General features: G+C 70.4%; 22 protein-coding genes and 2 pseudogenes. 12 read left to right on the top strand and 12 right to left on the bottom strand.

The genetic code is table 11. From position 1 onward, the window contains the following. Positions 1-83: 83 nt before the first annotated feature. The 3 genes from D581_RS0131965 to D581_RS0131955 are packed head-to-tail and all read right to left on the bottom strand — an operon-like array spanning position 84 to position 2,865. Positions 84-983, bottom strand: coding sequence for a metal ABC transporter permease (locus D581_RS0131965; protein ID WP_018961195.1), 900 nt, complete (start codon positions 981-983; stop codon positions 84-86). Further along, a complete protein-coding gene (locus D581_RS0131960; protein WP_051114674.1) occupies positions 983-1,789 on the bottom strand; it encodes a metal ABC transporter ATP-binding protein in 807 nt (268 codons plus the stop codon). The genes D581_RS0131965 and D581_RS0131960 overlap by 1 nt, the downstream gene beginning before the upstream one ends. A 38-nt stretch (positions 1,790-1,827) precedes the next feature. Further along, positions 1,828-2,865, bottom strand: coding sequence for a metal ABC transporter substrate-binding protein (locus tag D581_RS0131955; RefSeq protein ID WP_018961193.1), 1,038 nt, complete (start codon positions 2,863-2,865; stop codon positions 1,828-1,830). 188 nt (positions 2,866-3,053) lie between these two features. On the opposite strand from D581_RS0131955, the gene D581_RS0131950 reads away from it, so the two are divergent. The 4 genes from D581_RS0131950 to D581_RS0131935 all read left to right on the top strand — a co-directional run bounded on the left by D581_RS0131950 (position 3,054) and on the right by D581_RS0131935 (position 6,159). Beyond that, positions 3,054-4,436, top strand: coding sequence for a glycine--tRNA ligase (locus tag D581_RS0131950; RefSeq protein ID WP_018961192.1), 1,383 nt, complete (start codon positions 3,054-3,056; stop codon positions 4,434-4,436). Between the two features lie 100 nt (positions 4,437-4,536). After that, complete coding sequence (locus tag D581_RS0131945; protein ID WP_018961191.1) at positions 4,537-4,740, top strand: hypothetical protein; 204 nt, start codon at positions 4,537-4,539, stop codon at positions 4,738-4,740. A gap of 305 nt (positions 4,741-5,045) precedes the next feature. Further along, positions 5,046-5,270: a DUF6243 family protein gene (locus D581_RS0131940; RefSeq protein ID WP_018961190.1), complete on the top strand. Its 225-nt coding sequence runs from the start codon at positions 5,046-5,048 to the stop codon at positions 5,268-5,270. A 271-nt stretch (positions 5,271-5,541) separates the two neighbouring features. After that, positions 5,542-6,159 carry a TetR-like C-terminal domain-containing protein gene (locus D581_RS0131935; RefSeq protein ID WP_018961189.1) on the top strand — a complete coding sequence of 206 codons (618 nt, stop codon included), beginning with the start codon at positions 5,542-5,544 and terminating at the stop codon, positions 6,157-6,159. Positions 6,160-6,362: 203 nt separating this feature from the next. Here D581_RS0131935 and D581_RS0131930 read toward each other — a convergent pair whose 3' ends face one another. From D581_RS0131930 to D581_RS0131910, 5 genes are read right to left on the bottom strand one after another with little or no spacing between them, the layout of a single operon-like run. After that, positions 6,363-6,734, bottom strand: coding sequence for a hypothetical protein (locus tag D581_RS0131930; RefSeq protein WP_018961188.1), 372 nt, complete (start codon positions 6,732-6,734; stop codon positions 6,363-6,365). A gap of 9 nt (positions 6,735-6,743) precedes the next feature. Then, positions 6,744-7,142 (bottom strand): hypothetical protein, encoded by a 399-nt coding sequence (locus tag D581_RS0131925; RefSeq protein WP_018961187.1) that lies wholly within the window; start codon positions 7,140-7,142, stop codon positions 6,744-6,746. Between the two features lie 29 nt (positions 7,143-7,171). Next, positions 7,172-7,552: a hypothetical protein gene (locus D581_RS0131920; RefSeq protein WP_018961186.1), complete on the bottom strand. Its 381-nt coding sequence runs from the start codon at positions 7,550-7,552 to the stop codon at positions 7,172-7,174. Beyond that, the gene (locus D581_RS0131915) at positions 7,549-7,797 is read right to left on the bottom strand and encodes a hypothetical protein (protein ID WP_018961185.1); all 249 of its coding nucleotides are present in this window, start codon (positions 7,795-7,797) and stop codon (positions 7,549-7,551) included. Before D581_RS0131915 ends, D581_RS0131920 begins: the two co-directional genes overlap by 4 nt. Next, complete coding sequence (locus D581_RS0131910) at positions 7,794-8,060, bottom strand: hypothetical protein (protein WP_018961184.1); 267 nt, start codon at positions 8,058-8,060, stop codon at positions 7,794-7,796. Before D581_RS0131910 ends, D581_RS0131915 begins: the two co-directional genes overlap by 4 nt. A gap of 106 nt (positions 8,061-8,166) precedes the next feature. Between D581_RS0131910 and D581_RS0131905 the strand changes: the two genes are divergently transcribed. The 5 genes and pseudogenes from D581_RS0131905 to D581_RS1000000141450 all read left to right on the top strand — a co-directional run bounded on the left by D581_RS0131905 (position 8,167) and on the right by D581_RS1000000141450 (position 11,605). Continuing rightward, positions 8,167-8,994, top strand: a complete 828-nt coding sequence (locus D581_RS0131905; protein ID WP_018961183.1) for a Scr1 family TA system antitoxin-like transcriptional regulator — start codon at positions 8,167-8,169, stop codon at positions 8,992-8,994. Next, on the top strand, positions 8,991-9,200 hold the full coding sequence (locus D581_RS0131900) for a DUF397 domain-containing protein (RefSeq protein WP_018961182.1): 210 nt from the start codon (positions 8,991-8,993) through the stop codon (positions 9,198-9,200). The genes D581_RS0131905 and D581_RS0131900 overlap by 4 nt, the downstream gene beginning before the upstream one ends. A gap of 115 nt (positions 9,201-9,315) precedes the next feature. After that, a pseudogene (locus D581_RS0131895) lies at positions 9,316-9,840 on the top strand (GntR family transcriptional regulator); the annotation flags it as partial. A gap of 76 nt (positions 9,841-9,916) precedes the next feature. After that, positions 9,917-10,123 carry a DUF397 domain-containing protein gene (locus D581_RS0131890; RefSeq protein WP_018961180.1) on the top strand — a complete coding sequence of 69 codons (207 nt, stop codon included), beginning with the start codon at positions 9,917-9,919 and terminating at the stop codon, positions 10,121-10,123. Positions 10,124-10,588: 465 nt separating this feature from the next. Next, entirely contained in the window at positions 10,589-11,605 is a 1,017-nt protein-coding gene (locus D581_RS1000000141450; protein ID WP_026291094.1) for a hypothetical protein, read from the top strand. 232 nt (positions 11,606-11,837) lie between these two features. Here the strand turns inward: D581_RS1000000141450 and D581_RS1000000142355 are convergent, their stop codons facing one another. The 4 genes and pseudogenes from D581_RS1000000142355 to D581_RS1000000142345 form a co-directional block, all read right to left on the bottom strand. Continuing rightward, positions 11,838-12,089, bottom strand: a complete 252-nt coding sequence (locus tag D581_RS1000000142355; protein WP_018961178.1) for a hypothetical protein — start codon at positions 12,087-12,089, stop codon at positions 11,838-11,840. A gap of 232 nt (positions 12,090-12,321) precedes the next feature. Further along, positions 12,322-12,411, bottom strand: a pseudogene (locus D581_RS1000000142350) (sigma-70 family RNA polymerase sigma factor); the annotation flags it as partial. 167 nt (positions 12,412-12,578) lie between these two features. After that, positions 12,579-13,466 carry a serine protease gene (locus D581_RS0131870; RefSeq protein ID WP_018961177.1) on the bottom strand — a complete coding sequence of 296 codons (888 nt, stop codon included), beginning with the start codon at positions 13,464-13,466 and terminating at the stop codon, positions 12,579-12,581. A gap of 144 nt (positions 13,467-13,610) precedes the next feature. Next, positions 13,611-13,754 carry a hypothetical protein gene (locus D581_RS1000000142345; protein ID WP_486585901.1) on the bottom strand — a complete coding sequence of 48 codons (144 nt, stop codon included), beginning with the start codon at positions 13,752-13,754 and terminating at the stop codon, positions 13,611-13,613. 120 nt (positions 13,755-13,874) lie between these two features. On the opposite strand from D581_RS1000000142345, the gene D581_RS0131860 reads away from it, so the two are divergent. From D581_RS0131860 to D581_RS0131850, 3 genes are all read left to right on the top strand, one after another. Continuing rightward, positions 13,875-14,318 (top strand): nuclear transport factor 2 family protein, encoded by a 444-nt coding sequence (locus D581_RS0131860; RefSeq protein WP_018961175.1) that lies wholly within the window; start codon positions 13,875-13,877, stop codon positions 14,316-14,318. A gap of 88 nt (positions 14,319-14,406) precedes the next feature. After that, positions 14,407-15,069 (top strand): HAD family hydrolase, encoded by a 663-nt coding sequence (locus D581_RS0131855; protein WP_018961174.1) that lies wholly within the window; start codon positions 14,407-14,409, stop codon positions 15,067-15,069. A 116-nt stretch (positions 15,070-15,185) separates the two neighbouring features. Further along, positions 15,186-16,154 (top strand): glutaminase, encoded by a 969-nt coding sequence (locus D581_RS0131850; RefSeq protein WP_018961173.1) that lies wholly within the window; start codon positions 15,186-15,188, stop codon positions 16,152-16,154. The last annotated feature ends 9 nt before the right edge of the window (positions 16,155-16,163 follow it).

Here is a 16,163-nt window from a genome sequence, read left to right as displayed (position 1 = left end):
GTACATGTGTCGGGCCATTGTGCCAGCCCGGCCGGGCGCCGCCGGCGAACACGTACGGTGCGACTCGGTCACACGCGCCGCTGTCACACCCGTACGTCGTCCCGCTCCCGGCGGGCCCCCGGTACCTCAAGGGTGCACTCGGCGCCCTTCGCCTCGCTCGCCCGGGCCCGGCGTCTCGCGAGCGGAGCGGCGAGCGCGGTCAGCGCCACGAACACCGCGATGGCCAGCAGCACGATCGTCGCGCCGGGCGGAACGTCCTGGTAGTACGAGGTCACGGTGCCGGTGAGGGTCACGGCCGTGCCGATCACCACGGCCAGCACGAAGGTGACCTTGAAGGACTTGGTGATCTGCTGCGCCGCCGCCACGGGCACCACCATCAGCGCGCTGACCAGCAGCAGGCCGACGACCCGCATCGCGACGGTCACGGTCACGGCGGCGGTCATCGCGATCAGCAGGTTCAGCACCCGCACCGGCAGCCCGGACACCCGGGCGAACTCCTCGTCCTGGCTGACGGCGAACAACTGCCGCCGCAGCCCCACCGTGACCAGCACCACGAAGGCGGCCAGTACGCAGATCGCGATGACGTCCGACTCGGAGACGGTGGCCAGCGAGCCGAAGAGGTACGAGGTCAGGTTGGCGTTGGAGCCCGTGTCGGACAGGTTGATCAGCATGACGCCGCCCGCCATGCCGCCGTAGAACAGCATCGCCAGGGCGAGGTCGCCGCGCGTGTGTCCGTACCAGCGGATCAGCTCCATCACGACCGCGCCGGCCACGGCGACGGCGGTGGCCATCCAGACGGGGCTGGTGGAGAGCAGGAAGCCGAGGCCGACGCCGGTCATCGCGATGTGCCCGATGCCGTCGCCCATCAGGGCCTGCCGGCGCTGCACCAGGTAGATGCCGATGGCGGGCGCGGTGATGCCGACCAGGACGGCCGCGATGAGCGCCCGCTGCATGAAGGGAGGGTTCAGGAATTCGAGGAGCATCAGGTCAGCAGTCCCGTCCGGACGGGCTCGGCGGCCGCGTGGGGGTGTACGTGGTCGTGGCCGGGCAGCGCGTGCTGGCCGAGCGCCTCGGGCGGCGGCCCGTCGTGGGTCACGCAGCCGTCGCGCAGGACGACGGCCCGGTCGATCAGGGGCTCCAGCGGCCCCAGCTCGTGCAGCACGAGCAGCACTGAGGTGCCCACCGCCACCTGCTCGCGCAGGGTCGAGGCGAGGATCTCCTGGCTGGCCAGGTCGACCCCGGCCATCGGCTCGTCCATGATCAGCAGCTCCGGCTCGGCGGCCAGGGCGCGGGCGATCAGGACCCGCTGGTGCTGGCCCCCGGAGAGCGCGCTCACGGAGTCCTTGGCGCGGTCGGCGAGACCCACCAGCGCGATGGCCCGGTCCACGGCCGCCCGGTCGGCCTTCCCCGGCCACCGCAGCCCCGTACGGGACAGCCGGCCGGAGGCGACGACCTCGCGGATCGTGGCGGGCACGCCGCCCGCCGCCGTGGTGCGCTGCGGGACGTAGCCGATCCGGCCCCACCGTCGGAAGCGGCGCAGCTCGGTGCCGAACAGCTCGACGGTGCCGCCGGTCAGCGGGACCTGCCCGATGGCGGACCGTACGGCGGTGGACTTGCCGGAGCCGTTGGCGCCCAGCAGCGCGACCACCTCGCCGCGGTGCACGGTCAGGTCCACCCCGCGCAGCACGGGGCGTGCGCCGAGGGTGGCCGTGGCGCCGCGCAGGGCGATGACGGGCTGCGCGTGGCCGGCGGCCACGGGCTCGCGGGTGGTGCTCTCACGCTCCGGCATGAGCGCCTCCGATCCGATGGCTGTACGGGTGGTGCGGGTCACTTCGCGCCGAGTGCCTTCTGCAGCGCGGCGAGGTTGGACTCCATGACCTCGATGTAGTCAGCGCCCTGGGACTTGTCCGTGATTCCCTCCAGCGGGTCCAGGACGCCGGTCCTGAGGCCGGTGTCCTTCGCGAGGGTCTTGGCGGTCCTGTCGCTGGCGAGCGTCTCGAAGAAGACCGTGGTGGCCTTCTCCTTCTCCGCGATGGTGTGGATCTCCTGGATCCGGGCGGGGCTCGGCTCGGCCTCGGGGTCGATGCCCGCGATGCCCTGCTGGGTGAGCCCGTAGCGCTCGGCGAGGTAGCCGAAGGCGGAGTGGGTGGTGATGAACGTCTTGGTGGAGATGCTCTTCAGGCCGGTCTCGTACGCCGTGTTCAGCTCGCCCAGCTCGGCGACGAGGGCGTCGGTGTTCTTCTTGTAGTCGGCGGCGTGGTCGGGGTCGGCCTTCTCCAGCGACTTGCCGACGCCCTTGGCGACCTCGGCGTACTTCACCGGGTCCAGCCAGATGTGCGGGTCGGCGCCGCCCTCCTCGCCGTGGTTGTGGCCGTCGCCCTCGGAGTGCTCCTCGGGGGCCTCGGGGGCCTCTTCCTCGTGGCCGTGCTCGTCGGCGTGCTTCTCTTCGCCTTCGTGACCGTGGTCGTGGCCGCTGACCTCGGAGCCGTGGTTCTCCAGGGTGGTGAGGGTCGCGGCGTCGACGGTGTTCTTCACACCGGACTGCTTGATCGCGTCGTCCACGGCGGGCTGGATGCCCTTGAGGTACAGCACGTAGTCGGACTCGCTGATGGAGCCGATCTGGCGGGGGTTGAGCTCCAGGTCGTGCGGCTCGACGCCCGGCTTGGTGAGGCTGGTGACCGCGACGTGCTCGCCGCCGATCCTCTCGGCCAGGAACTGCATCGGGTAGAACGACGCCGTCACCTTCAGCTTGTCGCCGTTGCCCCCGTCCGCTGCGTCGGAGGTGGAGCAGGCCGAGAGGGCGGTCAGGCCGAGGGCGACTGCTCCGGCGACGGCGGTGGTGGGTATGAGGCGGCGTACGTTCATGACAGTCATTTTCAACTAAAGTGGAAACGATTGTCAACAAGGCAGATAAGATGCCCGGAAGGTCACATAGGGGCGCTGAGAAGATCACCGGGAAGATCCGTCGCGTCCCACCGATTTGATCCCAGGGGTGCGCCCGCCGGTAATCTGAGGCATTCGCCGTTCGTCACCGTCGTAATGAAGAGAGCACCGTGGCCGCCGACAAGATCGACACCATCGTCAGCCTGAGCAAGCGCCGTGGCTTCGTCTACCCCTGCAGTGAGATCTACGGTGGCCAGCGAGCCGCCTGGGACTACGGACCGCTGGGCGTCGAGATGAAGGAGAACCTGAAGCGTCAGTGGTGGCGCTACATGGTCACCGCGCGCGAGGACGTGGTCGGTCTCGACTCGTCGGTCATCCTGGCCCCGGACGTCTGGGTCGCCTCGGGCCATGTCGCCACCTTCTCGGACCCGCTCACCGAGTGCACCTCCTGTCACAAGCGCTACCGTGCCGACCACCTGGAGGAGGCGTACGAGGAGAAGCACGGCAAGCCGCCGGTCAACGGCCTCGCCGACCTCAACTGCCCCAACTGCGGCAACAAGGGCACCTTCACCGAGCCCAAGCAGTTCTCGGGTCTCCTCTCCACCCACCTCGGCCCGACCCAGGACTCCGGCTCGGTCGCCTACCTGCGCCCCGAGACCGCCCAGGGCATCTTCACCAACTTCGGCCAGGTGCAGCAGACCTCCCGCAAGAAGCCGCCGTTCGGCATCGCGCAGATGGGCAAGTCCTTCCGGAACGAGATCACTCCGGGCAACTTCATCTTCCGGACCCGCGAGTTCGAGCAGATGGAAATGGAGTTCTTCGTCAAGCCGGGCGAGGACGAGGAGTGGCAGCAGTACTGGATGGACCAGCGCTGGAACTGGTACACGGACCTCGGCATGCGCGAGGAGAACATGCGCTGGTTCGAGCACCCGAAGGAGAAGCTCTCCCACTACTCGAAGCGCACCGCCGACATCGAGTACCGCTTCCGCTTCGGCGGCAGCGAATGGGGCGAGCTGGAGGGTGTGGCCAACCGCACCGACTACGACCTCAAGGCGCACTCCGAGGCGTCGGGCACCGACCTCCAGTACTACGACCAGGAGGCCAACGAGCGCTGGACGCCGTACGTCATCGAGCCCGCGGCCGGTGTCGGCCGCGCGATGCTGGCGTTCCTCCTGGACGCCTACGTCGAGGACGAGGCCCCCAACGCCAAGGGCGTCATGGAGAAGCGCACCGTGATGCGCCTCGACCACCGCCTCGCCCCGGTCAAGGCCGCGGTGCTGCCGCTCTCCCGCAATCCGCAGCTCTCGCCGAAGGCCAAGGGCCTGGCCGCCGACCTGCGCAAGAACTGGAACATCGAGTTCGACGACGCCGGCGCCATCGGCCGCCGCTACCGCCGTCAGGACGAGATCGGCACCCCGTTCTGCGTCACCGTCGACTTCGACACCCTCGACGACAACGCGGTGACCGTGCGCGAGCGCGACACGATGAAGCAGGAGCGCGTCTCCCTGGACCAGATCCAGGCGTACCTCGGCTCGCGTCTGCTCGGCTGCTGACACCCGCCCCTGTGCGTGAGACCCCCGGTTCCGGGTACGGAACCGGGGGCTTCGTCGTAGAGTCCACCGGAGCCCCCGCCGCCGTTCCGGGAGGTACGCGATGCCGTCCAGCACCACCAGCAAGGTCAGCAGATGGGACCAGCACGGCCGTGAACACGTCGTGCAGGTAAGGAAGTCGAGCGTGACGCGCCAGCTGACGTGCTCCACCTGCGCGTGGCAGCGCCCGGCGCAGTTCCTGCCCTGGCTGAAGGCCGAGGAGCACCTGGCCGAGGCTCATCAGGCGACGGTCGACCCCACGGCCTGAGACCTGGGCCGCTCGTTCGGGCCGGGCCGGGCCGGGTCCGGTCGGTTCGGGTCGGGCCGGGTCGGGTCCGATTGGTTCGGGTCGGGCCGGGTCCGGTCGGTTCGGATCGGGTCGGATCGGGGAGCGGCCCCAGGCGGCCGGAAAACCTGGTGCGGGGTGTTCGTGGGGCGGGGTACGGTTTCCGCATGTCTTCGTTCTTCCAGATCTACGAGTGAGAGCGCGACGGGTCGCAGCACCCGTCGCCCACCGGATCGATCTCGATCGTCCGATTACGTCAACCTCACCTCCACACATGGGAGAACGCCGTGGCCAAGAGCCGCAACAACCTCCTCGGCGTCGGCGGACAGCGCAAGAAGCTGTCCCGCGCCGAACAGCAGGGCGCGGGTTCCGCGCGAGGCGCCGACCGCAAGGCCGCCGAGGACAAGAAGCAGGAGCTGGTGCGCAAGATGCGCGAGCGCGCCGAGGCCCAGGCGGCCGCCACTGCCGCCGCCGAGCCCGGCGAGCAGGACGCCTCGCCCGCACAGAGCTGACACTCAAGCGCCGCCCGAGCGGTAGCTGAGCGGGAACCCCGTGGGTCCCGCGTCCCGTACGACCGTGGGCCCGGATCATCCGTGATCCGGGCCCACGCGCGTACGCGGGGCCGCGGTCGCGCTGCGATGGGTCTGTTCGCTTACTTGTGACTTCGGAGCAGGTGGCCGACAAGGCGTAAGGGGCGTAGGACGGACGGTGGCATGGTGAGCTCCCCAGAGTTTCAGAACGCTGTTTTAAAACGATGTTATCAGCATGGGTAAACTGCTCCCCATGGGAAGGCCGAGAACGAACGACGCCGCCGTCAGAGAACGGCTCGTCACATGCGCGACCGAGATGTTCGCCACCCGCCCGCAGGAGTCGGTCACGGTCCGCGCGCTGGCCACCGCCGCCGGAACGTCGACGGCGGCGGTGTACACCTTGTTCCAGGGCAAGGACGGGCTGATCCGAGAGGTGCGCGAGCAGGCGGTCGCCGGCCTGTTGCAGGACCTGACGGCCGTTCCCGGCTCGGAGGCCGCCCTGGAGGATCTGCGCGCGTTGGCCGTGGCGTATCGCCAATGGGGACGCGAACACCGCCACCTGTACGTGGTGTTGTTCGGTGGCGCACAGTCGTTCGTACCTTCGACCTGGGTCGGCGACCGAGACCCGGTGCGACCGCTGGTCGCGGCGATCGACCGTGCCGTGGGAGACCGGATCCTCGCGGGCGACACCACACTGATCGCCGTCTCGTTGTGGGTCGCCCTGCACGGGCTCGTGACCCTCGAACTGGCCGACGGCCTCGACGGCACCGCAGCCGAGACCGCGTTCCGGTCAACGATTGACGCCGTACTGCGCGGCTGGGCGACCCCTGCCGCCTTCCCTGGCCTTCGATGCCCGGACCCGGCGCTGTAGAGCGGTCGCTCCGTGGTCTCACAGGGCTATGACCGGGGGGCAGCGGTGGCCACCGACGGGGAGAACCGGCGGACGTACGCACCGAGCGGGCAGGGAGTCCTGGCAGCGGTGGAGTCGTTGGCGCGGCCTGTGCCCCCGGACGTGGTCGCCGACGCCGTCGACGTGGTACGGGGGGCCTCGCGGGCCCGGTGCCCGTCCGTCCGTCACCGGCGGAACAGATGCGGGTGCCGTCGCGCCAGCTCCCGCGTGATCGCCTCATCGGTGGGGTCCACGACCTCCCAGTCGTGCCCCGACGGATGCCCGGCGAACAGACCGCAGGCCGCGTCCGTGTTGCGGGGGTCGCGGACCGCGCACCAGGGGAGCGGCAGCAGCCTTACCTGCCCCGCGTACCACCGCGCCCAGACGGCGCTTCCCGGCCGCCCGCCCTCGTCCCACAGCATCGTCGCGTGCGTCTCGTCGTGGCCCTCCCCGAGTTCGCAGAGCAGGTATCCGGCCTCCGGGCGGCGATCCGGGACCGACAGGGCGAGCACGTGCTCCGGGGGCGGCAGTAGCGCGACGGCGGTGCACTGGTTCATGGGTACGGGTCACCCTTCGGGGGAGTCGCCGGGTACAAGCCGCTCCGCGAGCAGGTCGCCGAGCGGATCGTCCACGTCCCAGGAGTGGGGCGCGGTGTGGTGGTCGAAGAAGGAGCACCGCCGCACGACGTCCGTGTCGAGCCGGCGGAGGAGGGCGGGGCACCAGGGCGCGCGGTCGGTCCGGTGGACGCGTTCGGGCCCGCCGCCGGTCCAGAAGAACCACTGGGCCGGTGAGTCGGGCGTCCGGCCCGGCCGGAGGTAGGCGGCGTGTTCGGTGTGCGGGGCGTCGTGCTCGCCGAGTTCGCACAGGACGTACGGCTCCGGACCGTCCGGCTCCTCCACCCCGGGGGTGAGGAGCCGCAGTACGGCTTCGGGAGGGAGAAGGGTGACGGCGGTGCACTGGAGCACGGCGTTCAACTCCGTTTCGGGCGGCGGGACTACCGGTCGGCCGGGCGGCCACGCCACCCGGCGAGCGTCAGGCTCAGCCCGACGGCGGGGTCGAGCACGGTGAACAGCGCGGGGAACCCGGCCTCCAGGGCCCGTATGGCGTGGTCCTGATGCGCACTGCCGGTGGCCCAGCGACGCAACTCCTCGGGGGCGTCGGTGCCGTGGAAGCGGACCGGGCTCACGTCGCCGGTCGGCGGCGTTATGGGTTCGGCCACGACGGGCAGCCCGTGGCCGTTGGCCAGGCGGAGCGCCTGCCGCCGGAGCCAGAGGAGGACGAGCCGCCGGTTCCGTACGGCGACCCTGCCGAGCGAGGCGAACCGCTGCCCGTCGGAGAAGGTGACCTCGGCCGTGTAGACCGCCGCGCACGTCATGCGGACCGCCCGGGGCCGCCGTGCCGGATCAGCTCCCGCAGCCGGTTGGCCGCTGCCTCGGCGTCGGCCACGACGGCGGCGCGGCTCGCGAAGCGTTCCTGGATGGCCGCGTCCAACTCTGCCCAGAACAGAGCCCGGTAGGCGGGGTCCGACTCGATGCGTACGAGCTCGGCGAGCGGCGGGGCGTACCGGTGACGGCGTTGGGCGAGCCGGGCCCGTAACCGGGAAAGGGGGCGCGGGCTCACAGGACCTCACCCCGGCTACGGGCGTTGAGGCGCGCGGTACGGGCGCGGAGCTGCTCTATCAGGATGGCGGGCCGCACATGGCGGGGCTCGACCTCCCACTCCGCGCCGCCCCCTACGGGCCGCAGCGACCAGTAGGGGCCGGCGACCCCTCGGAACTCCCCCACGCGGTCGGCGCGGGTGGTGTCGACCAGGAGGGTTCCGAGGGCGGGGGCGGAGGTGTTGGAGGGCGTGGGTGTATTCGGGCGTACGTTCTCGCCGTACATCGTTCGCTCCTCTCCGTAGCCGTTCGGCTACCGGGGCGATTCAGCGTGACCTAGGGTCGGAACGTCTTCAACCTGCGCTCTGTGCTCGAATAGTTAGGGCTTCGACATGGTGAATCGCAAGCAGCTCGACCCCGATGACCCGGACGTCTCCTTCGGCTTGCAGTTGAGGCAGGCCAGAGACGCGCGCGGCTGGACGCAGGACGAACTGGCCGGGCGCATGGGGTGCTCAGGGACGCATATTTCGGCCGTGGAAACTGGTCGTCGCTCTCCAACTCCCCGTTTCGCGAGGAGCGCTGACAGAGCGCTCGGGACCGGCGACAAGTTCAGCCGCATGGTCCAGGCCATGAAGGACCTGACCCTGCTGGAGGGCTTCCCGGAGTACGTGGGCTACGAGGGCCGGGCGGTGGAGATCAGGCTCTACGAAGTCGGGATCATCCCTGGACTGTTGCAGACGCCGGAGTACGCACGGGTCCTGGCCGACAGTGCCGTACAGCGCGGGGCGATCACGGCGGAGCAGGCCGACGAACGGGTGGCCTTCCTGGCGGAGCGCCAGGCGGCCTTGGTGCGGCCGAAGCCGCCCATGCTCTTTGTGACCATGGACGAAAGCTGTATTCGTCGTCCGGTGGGCGGCTCCGACATCATGAATGCGCAGCTGGACCGGCTGATGGAGTTCGCCGAACTGCCCAACACGCTGCTCCAGGTGGCCCCGTACGAGATCGGTGAACAGCGGACGTTCGACCTGCCGGTCAACATTCTGACGCTGCCGGACCGGTCGGTGATCTGCTACGCCGAGTCGCAGACGCAGGGACACCTTGATCGGGAAAGCTCATTCGTTCTCCCCATACTGACGGCCTACCATCAACTCCAGGGCGCGTCGCTGTCGCAGACGGCGTCTGTGGCCAAGATCAGTCAGTTGCGAAAGGGCACCCTGTGACGACCGAATCCCCCCGATGGTTCAAGTCCTCGTACAGCAACAACGGCGGCAACTGCATCGAGGTCGCCGCCAACCTCGCCGCCTCGCGCGGCATCGTCCCGGTCCGTGACTCCAAGGTCGTGGACGGGCCTGTGGTCGCCGTCCCCGGCACCGCGTTCGCGGCTTTCGTCGCGGGCGTGCGGGGCAGGACGTTCGACACCGTCTGAGGAACCGAGCAACCGGATGCCCCACTGTGCCGTGCACAGTGGGGCATCCTGCTGTTCGGAGAGAGGGGCGCCCTGGGATGGCCACAACCGACTCAGCGGGCGAGAGCCCGAACCTCGACCGCTCGTGCGTCGAGGGATTCAGCGTCTGGCACACGCGCAGTGGGGTGGCGGTCGCTCGGTCTGGGAAGCGGAGCTCTCAGGCAGAGACCTGGTGGTGGATCGCCTGGAGGTGCGGGAGAGCCCCGCCTCGGAGAACGCGGCGCGCGTGCTCGGTCTCGACGGTGAGCGGGTCTGGATCAGGAGCCGCCGGTTCGTCCTGGACGGGAAGCCGGTGCTGCTCTCGACGTCGTACCTCCCGGCGTCGCTGGTCGAGGGTTCGGCCATCACCGAGCCGGACACGGGGCCCGGTGGGATCTACGCGCGGCTCGCGGAACTGGGCCATCGCCCAGTCCACTTCCGGGAGGAGATCCGCTCACGCATGCCGCTGCCCGAGGAGGCCGCGAAGCTCAGGCTTCCGGCCGGGACGCCCGTCATGCTCATCTGCCGGACGGCCTTCGCGGAAGGGGGCCGTGTCGTGGAGGTCAACGAGATGGTGCTCGATGCCGCCGCCTACGTCCTGGAGTACGCCTTCGACGCGTGACCGCCCCGAGGCCCTCTGGTGCCCGCCCGACCACATCGTGCATGGTGGTGCTTCCTGCGGCGAAGGGACACCTGTGATGCCCGAATCCACGTGCTGGTTCACGTCCTCGTACAGCAACAACGGCGGCGACTGCATCGAGGTCGCCGCCAACCTCGCCGCCACGCGCGGCATCGTCCCTGTCCGTGACTCCAAGGTTGTGGACGGCCCCGTGATCGCCGTCCCCGGCCCCGCCTTCGCGGCATTCGTCACGGGAGCCCGGGGCGGGGCGTTCGACGCCGTCTGACGCCGAACCGAGCAGCAGGATGCCCCACCGTGCCGCGCCCACTGGGGCATCCTGCTGTTCGGAGAGAAGGGGCGCCCTGGGATGGCCACCACAGACTCAGCGGGCGCGAGCCCGAACCTCGACCGCTCGTGCGTCGAGGGATTCAGCGTCTGGCACACGCGCAGTGGGGGACCGGTCGCTCGGTCTGGGAAGCGGAACTCTCAGGCAGAGAACTGGTGGTGGATCACCTGGAGGTGCAAGAGCGCGCCGCCTCGGAGAACGCGGCGCGCGTGCTCGATGCCGCCGCCTACGTCCTGGAGTTCCTGGAGTACGCCTTCGACGCGCGACCGCCACTGAGACGGGCGGGCGGTCCGGCGGGGACGGAAGGGCCGGGAAGCTTGCCCGAAGACTGCCCCGCCGGAGCTGGCGGGGGCGACGGCGGGCATGTTCCATGGGCTGTGCCGCTTCGTGGAAGGAATAAGCCCGTTGACCCAGTATGAACGTTCCGTCGGCCGGGCCGCCGGCAGGCACACCCCGGCCCCCCGGACGCCCGCTCCCTCCCGCCAGGTCGGCATCCTCGGCCTTCAGCGCTCGGTGGGGAACGCAGCCGTGCTGCGCATGCTCCAGCAGAGCGGACACGCGTACGCCCAGCCCTCCATGCAGCGCCAGGTGCAGGGGGAGGAGCACCACCGGCATGGTGCCGGGTGCGGGCACCGGCAGGACGTACAGCAGTCCGCCGCGACCCCTGGGGGGCCGCAGATCCAGCGGCTCGTCTACGACTCCGTGGACAACGGCGGGACCGAGGAACTGTACCTGGAGACCGAGGCGGCGGCTCGCGAGCATTACGCGGGCCGGCTTCCCCAGGAGATGGTGGACCGGCTGGCCGCGCTGGCGGCCGACGACGACCAGTACCTGACGCAGGACGACGCGATGACGATGTCGCGGAACGCCGTCACCGGAGCGATCAATGTCATCGCCCCGCAGGAGGCCGACTTCCTGGTCGGTCTCGCGGGGGAGCGCGTGGGCGGTGTGTCGGCCTACGACCCGGACATGACGGCTGTGGCGCAGGGGATCCTCGACAGTAAATCGCTGAGCAAGGGGCTCGCCGCCGGGTCGGTGGTGGCGAACAGGGATTCCATCACCGAGTTCGGCCACCACCGGTCACACACCGACATCTTCGTGCCGCACCCGGGCCCCTGGGTCCACCTGGCGCCGCCCAACGACCTCGCCACCTGTCTGGAGCATGTGATGGGGCCGTCGAGCCATGCCTCCGTGCTGACCGACAACGAGCCCACCCAGGGGTTCGGACAGACGCTCATCAACAACATCGACGCGATCAACGAGGCCCACGCCGGTGATCCGGACTACATCCCCCTGACCTACACCGTGACCGAGGAGAACGTGGAGCAGGGCCAGCCGGTCGACCTGGGGGTCCGGTCCAGCGTCCCGTACAACACCGCCCATCGGCCTGAGTACCGGGTGATCCGGGTCTCCCGTGCCTGAGCGGCGGCACGGGAGACGGGTCCGCTGCCGTGTCTTCCGTGCCGCCGGCGCGTTGGCATGAGCACGGGGTGGAAAGAAGTAGACCAGGGTCCGGCTGGGGGCAGGAACACACCGGGGTTCAGAAACAGCTCGCTGGGAGCAGCCTCCACCGCCGCCCGCCACGGGGAGCTGACGAGGACGCCCGCCTGCGTCAGGCGTTCGGCGAGGGCACGCCGCTCCTGGGCGGTGTCGGTCATGGGGCGACTCCTTGCGTCAGCCAGGCCGTCAGCGGCTCAATGGCCCCGAAACGATCGTCGGCCCGTGCCCCCCTCAGCATGATGCGGGTGACCTGCCCGCCCGCCGTGTCGATCTCGATCGTGGCGAAGGGGCGGCCGCCGGGCGCGATGACGTACATCGGCCGGCCGTTGACGGTGAGGGGGCAGGCCGCCCGGATGCGGTCGCGGAACCGCGCGGTCTCGGCGGCGATGTCGGCTGCGCCGGTCACTGTGGTGGGGCTGCCGTGCGGCAGGCCGCGCCGCCTCGGCGTCGCGGACGCTGTCGGGCGCGAGCAGCTGGATCATCCCGCGCGTGTCCCCGGTCCGGGCCGCCGCCATGAAGGCGTCCACGATCCGCTGATCCGCTCGGCCGGTCTCCTCCGCGCCCTGCCGTGCCGGGGCGAGGCGTCGGCGTGCGCGGCTGGCGTGCTGCTTGGCGCCGGGCACGGTCGCGCCCAGCACCTCCGCGATCCGGTCGAACGGGGTGGAGAACAGGTCGTGCAGGACGTACGCGACCCGCTGCGGCGGGGTCAGCCGGACCAGCAGGACCATCAGCGCCCGGGAGACGTCCTCTCCACGGAGGACCGGTCCTGGCCCACGTCCGCGCCCGCGTCTTCCACAACATCGCCTTCCCGGGCGCCTTCCTGCTGCTCGCCGTCGCCGCCACCGTCCACTTCGCGGGCGGACGGTGACGGCGACCATGACGGCGGAGCCTCGAATCAGCCGTGGCGGCCTATCGCCTCACGGATCCAGCCCGCGTAGGCGGGTGCGCTGGTGTAGAGCCCCGGCCCATCGCTGCAACGCACGCCCGGCGCGCCGGGACCGGAGGTGACGCCGATGAGCTCCCAGCGCCCCTTCCGGTCCCGCTGGAGCTGGGGGCCGCCCGAGTCGCCGTTGCACGCCATGGCGTTGGGTATCCGGCTGACGGTGCACAGACGGGTGCTGTCCGCGTAGCCCGGTGCACAGTCGGTCATCGCGCCCCGGCGGGTGTCGAGTTCCTGGAGCCGGTCGGGGAAGACCCACGGGGCGTCGGGTGCGTCGTCGGTCCTGCCGAAGCCGAGGATCCGGGTCGGGGTGCCGGGCCGCCCCGGACGGTCGGCGATGCGGACGGGCTTCTCCGCGACCGGGCGGTTCAGACGGATCAGGGCGATGTCGTCGCGGTTGGGGCCGGTGTTCTCGCCGCTCCGGTAGCCCGGGTGGGACACCGTCTTCGCGACGGACCGGACCATGCCGCCGGAGTCCTTCCACTCGCTGCCGACCCTGACCGTGCCGTCCAGGGTGACAAGCCTCGGGTCCACACAGTGGGCAGCCGTGAGCACCCATCGGGAATCGATCAACGACCCCCCGCAGACCCCCTTGAACGTCGGGTCGTCCGCACCCGTCACGGGAATCGACACCATGGACGGGTAACGCTGCGTGGAATCCGTGCCGTTGACGATGGCTCCCGCGCTGCCGGTCATCGTGGCGGCGCACGCCGCTCCGGCCAGGAGGACCGCGGCGGCGCGCGCCACCGTACGGCGTGAGGACTTCAAGCGGAACACTGGTTCTCCGATCGGCTGAGCATGTTCGACCTGCTCAGCCTCCGCGATCAAGAGCAGCTGATCCATCCGGCCAGCGGGCCTGCCTGAGGTCGGGCCCGCTGGTCCGCGCGGGGTAGGGACACCCCCCGGACGACCTGGGCCATCGACGTCCGGTGTGGCGCCCGGACTGCCGGAGCCGCCCGTCCACACGAGCCTGTTGGACGGAGCCCTCTACGGCATGTGCCGGGCGAAGAACCGGGGCCCGGTGTCCAGCTCGAACTCCGGGACGCCGGTGTGCCCGCCGAGGTTGGCGTGCAGCGGAACGGTGACCCGGCGGGCTTCCTGCGAAGCCGTCGCCGCCCTCAAGCCGCGCAAACAAGTGGATCTGGATGATCCGCTCGTCCTACTTCCGAGGTCATCGTCTTGGCGTGCCCGTGCTGGCAGGATTGGCGATCTCTCCGCGTCGCAGGACGCGGACCGGACGGAGAGGTCGTCATGTCCACAGCCACGTCTACGAGCACGCGCACGGTGATCGAGGAGTTGCTGCGCAGAATCGGCGAGGGCGACCCCGAGCGCATCGCCGAGATGTACGCCGAGCAGGGCGATTGGAAGCTCTCCTGGCCGGAGGCCGAGCACGGCCGTACTGCCACGCCGTGGATCCGCCATCGGTCCACCCGGGCCGACGCGGCCGCCCACTATCGCGAGCTGGCCGAGCACCACGTGCCGGAGCAGGTGGCGACCGAGATCGAGCGCATCCTTGTCGACGGAAGCGACGCGGTCGTGCTGGGCGTGATCCGTCAGACCGCCCGGCCCACTGGGCGTGCCTACCGGGCGCGGTTCGCTCTGCACCTCACCGTCGCGGACGGCCTCGTCACCCGGCACCATGTCTACGAGGACAGCCTGGCCGTCGCCCATGCCTTCGCAGCGGAGCACCAGTGAAGAACCCGGGCCACCGTGAGGACGCCGCCGCTCACACGGCGGCCTGCTGAGCTGCCGCGTGACGGGGCGGCCCGTCTATCCTGCGGGCATGATCCAACCGATCGAACTCGTCATATTCGACTGCGACGGCGTGCTGGTCGACAGCGAACGCATCGCGGTCCGCGTGGACGCACTCGTCCTGGCCAAGCTGGGATGGGAACTCACCGAAGCCGAGATCATCGACCGCTTCATGGGCCGCTCCAGCCAGTCGATGACGCGGCAGATGGAGGAGTACCTCGGGCGCAGCCTGCCGGCCGACTGGGAGGAAGAGTTCAAGCCCCTCCACCACGATGCGCTCGCCGCTGAACTCACCCCCGTCGAGGGCATCGTCGACGCGCTCGACGCCCTCGACGCGCTCACGCACCTCCCCACCTGCGTGGCATCCAGCGGAAGCCACGACAAGATGCGCTTCACCCTGGGGATCACCGATCTCTACCCGCGCTTCGAAGGCCGCATCTTCAGCGCCACCGAGGTCGAGCACGGCAAACCGGCCCCGGACCTGTTCCTCCACGCCGCGCGACAGATGGGGGTCGCGCCCGAGGCGTGCGCCGTGGTCGAGGACAGCCAGTACGGTCTCCAAGCAGCCCGGGCCGCAGGCATGCGCGCCTTCGCCTACGACGGGGGAATGACTCCCGTGGACCGCCTCGAAGGGCCCGGCACCGTCGTCTTCGACGACATGCGCAGACTGCCCGGCCTCCTCGCGGATCAGTGACCACCACCTGAGGCGATTCCCGGCCGCCCGGGTGAGAGACGCTAGGGGGCGCCGCCCGCTTCTGCTCCGCCGGCGGGCCTCCTCGCTCCTCTCTCCGTTCTCCGTCAGGAATCTCCGTGTCCCACCCCTCCGCCACCCCTCGGGCGAGCAGTACAGATCCGCGCGCCGACGCGTACCGCTTCAGCTCCGTCATCAGCCGCGTCGCCGAGGAGATGGGCGCACTCGCCGACCACGGCACCCCCGCCGACTACATCCCGATGCTCGCCGGCGCCGACCCCCGGCGCTTCGGCATGGCCGTCGCGGAGCCGGACGGAACCGTCTACGGCGTCGGCGACTGGCAGCAGCCGTTCTCGACGCAGTCCATCTCCAAGGTGTTCGCCCTGGCCCTGGCGCTCTCCCTGGACGGCGAGCAGATATGGCGGGGAGTCGGCCGGGAGCCCTCGGGCAATCCCTTCAACTCCCTGGTGCAGCTGGAGTACGAGAACGGCGTGCCCCGCAACCCGTTCATCAACGCCGGGGCCCTGGTGGTGACCGACCGGCTCCAGGCGCTGACCGGGGACGCCGCCGGCCAGGTGCGGGAGCTGCTGCGCTCGGAGAGCGGTAACGCCGCCATCGACTTCGTACCGGAGGTCGCCGCCTCCGAGGCGGCCTTCGGCGACCGCAACGCCGCGCTGGCCCACTTCATGGCCTCGTACGGCAACATCACGCTCCCGGTCCCCGAACTGCTCGGCGCCTACTTCCGCCAGTGCTCGATCGAGGCGTCCTGCGCGGACCTGGCCCTCTCCGCGGGGTTCCTGGCCCGGCACGGCATTCGAGCCGACGGCTCCGCGCTGCTCACCCGCAGCCAGGCGAAGCAGGTCAACGCGGTCATGCTCACCTGCGGGACGTACGACGCGGCCGGAGAGTTCGCCTATCGGGTGGGCCTGCCGGGCAAGAGCGGCGTCGGCGGGGGGATCATCGCCATCGTGCCCGGGGTGTGCACCCTGTGCGTATGGAGCCCGGGGCTCGACCGGCGCGGCAACTCGGTGGCGGGCGTCTCGGCCCTCGCCCGCTTCACCACGCTGACCGGGCTGTCCGTCTTCTGACGCAGGTGC

This window comes from Streptomyces sp. CNB091 (assembly GCF_000377965.1).
The sequence above is the reverse complement of the archived record's forward strand: the minus strand, read 5'-3'. Positions and strand labels throughout refer to the sequence as shown.

Coding starts and splice junctions, on each gene's coding strand:
- D581_RS0131965 (WP_018961195.1), bottom strand. CDS start 983: ATGCTCCTCGAATTCCTGAACCCTCCCTTCATGCAGCGGGCGCTCATC.
- D581_RS0131960 (WP_051114674.1), bottom strand. CDS start 1,789: ATGCCGGAGCGTGAGAGCACCACCCGCGAGCCCGTGGCCGCCGGCCAC.
- D581_RS0131955 (WP_018961193.1), bottom strand. CDS start 2,865: ATGAACGTACGCCGCCTCATACCCACCACCGCCGTCGCCGGAGCAGTC.
- D581_RS0131945 (WP_018961191.1), top strand. CDS start 4,537: ATGCCGTCCAGCACCACCAGCAAGGTCAGCAGATGGGACCAGCACGGC.
- D581_RS0131935 (WP_018961189.1), top strand. CDS start 5,542: ATGGGAAGGCCGAGAACGAACGACGCCGCCGTCAGAGAACGGCTCGTC.
- D581_RS0131930 (WP_018961188.1), bottom strand. CDS start 6,734: ATGAACCAGTGCACCGCCGTCGCGCTACTGCCGCCCCCGGAGCACGTG.
- D581_RS0131920 (WP_018961186.1), bottom strand. CDS start 7,552: ATGACGTGCGCGGCGGTCTACACGGCCGAGGTCACCTTCTCCGACGGG.
- D581_RS0131910 (WP_018961184.1), bottom strand. CDS start 8,060: ATGTACGGCGAGAACGTACGCCCGAATACACCCACGCCCTCCAACACC.
- D581_RS0131905 (WP_018961183.1), top strand. CDS start 8,167: ATGGTGAATCGCAAGCAGCTCGACCCCGATGACCCGGACGTCTCCTTC.
- D581_RS0131890 (WP_018961180.1), top strand. CDS start 9,917: ATGCCCGAATCCACGTGCTGGTTCACGTCCTCGTACAGCAACAACGGC.
- D581_RS0131870 (WP_018961177.1), bottom strand. CDS start 13,466: ATGGATCAGCTGCTCTTGATCGCGGAGGCTGAGCAGGTCGAACATGCT.
- D581_RS0131860 (WP_018961175.1), top strand. CDS start 13,875: ATGTCCACAGCCACGTCTACGAGCACGCGCACGGTGATCGAGGAGTTG.
- D581_RS0131855 (WP_018961174.1), top strand. CDS start 14,407: ATGATCCAACCGATCGAACTCGTCATATTCGACTGCGACGGCGTGCTG.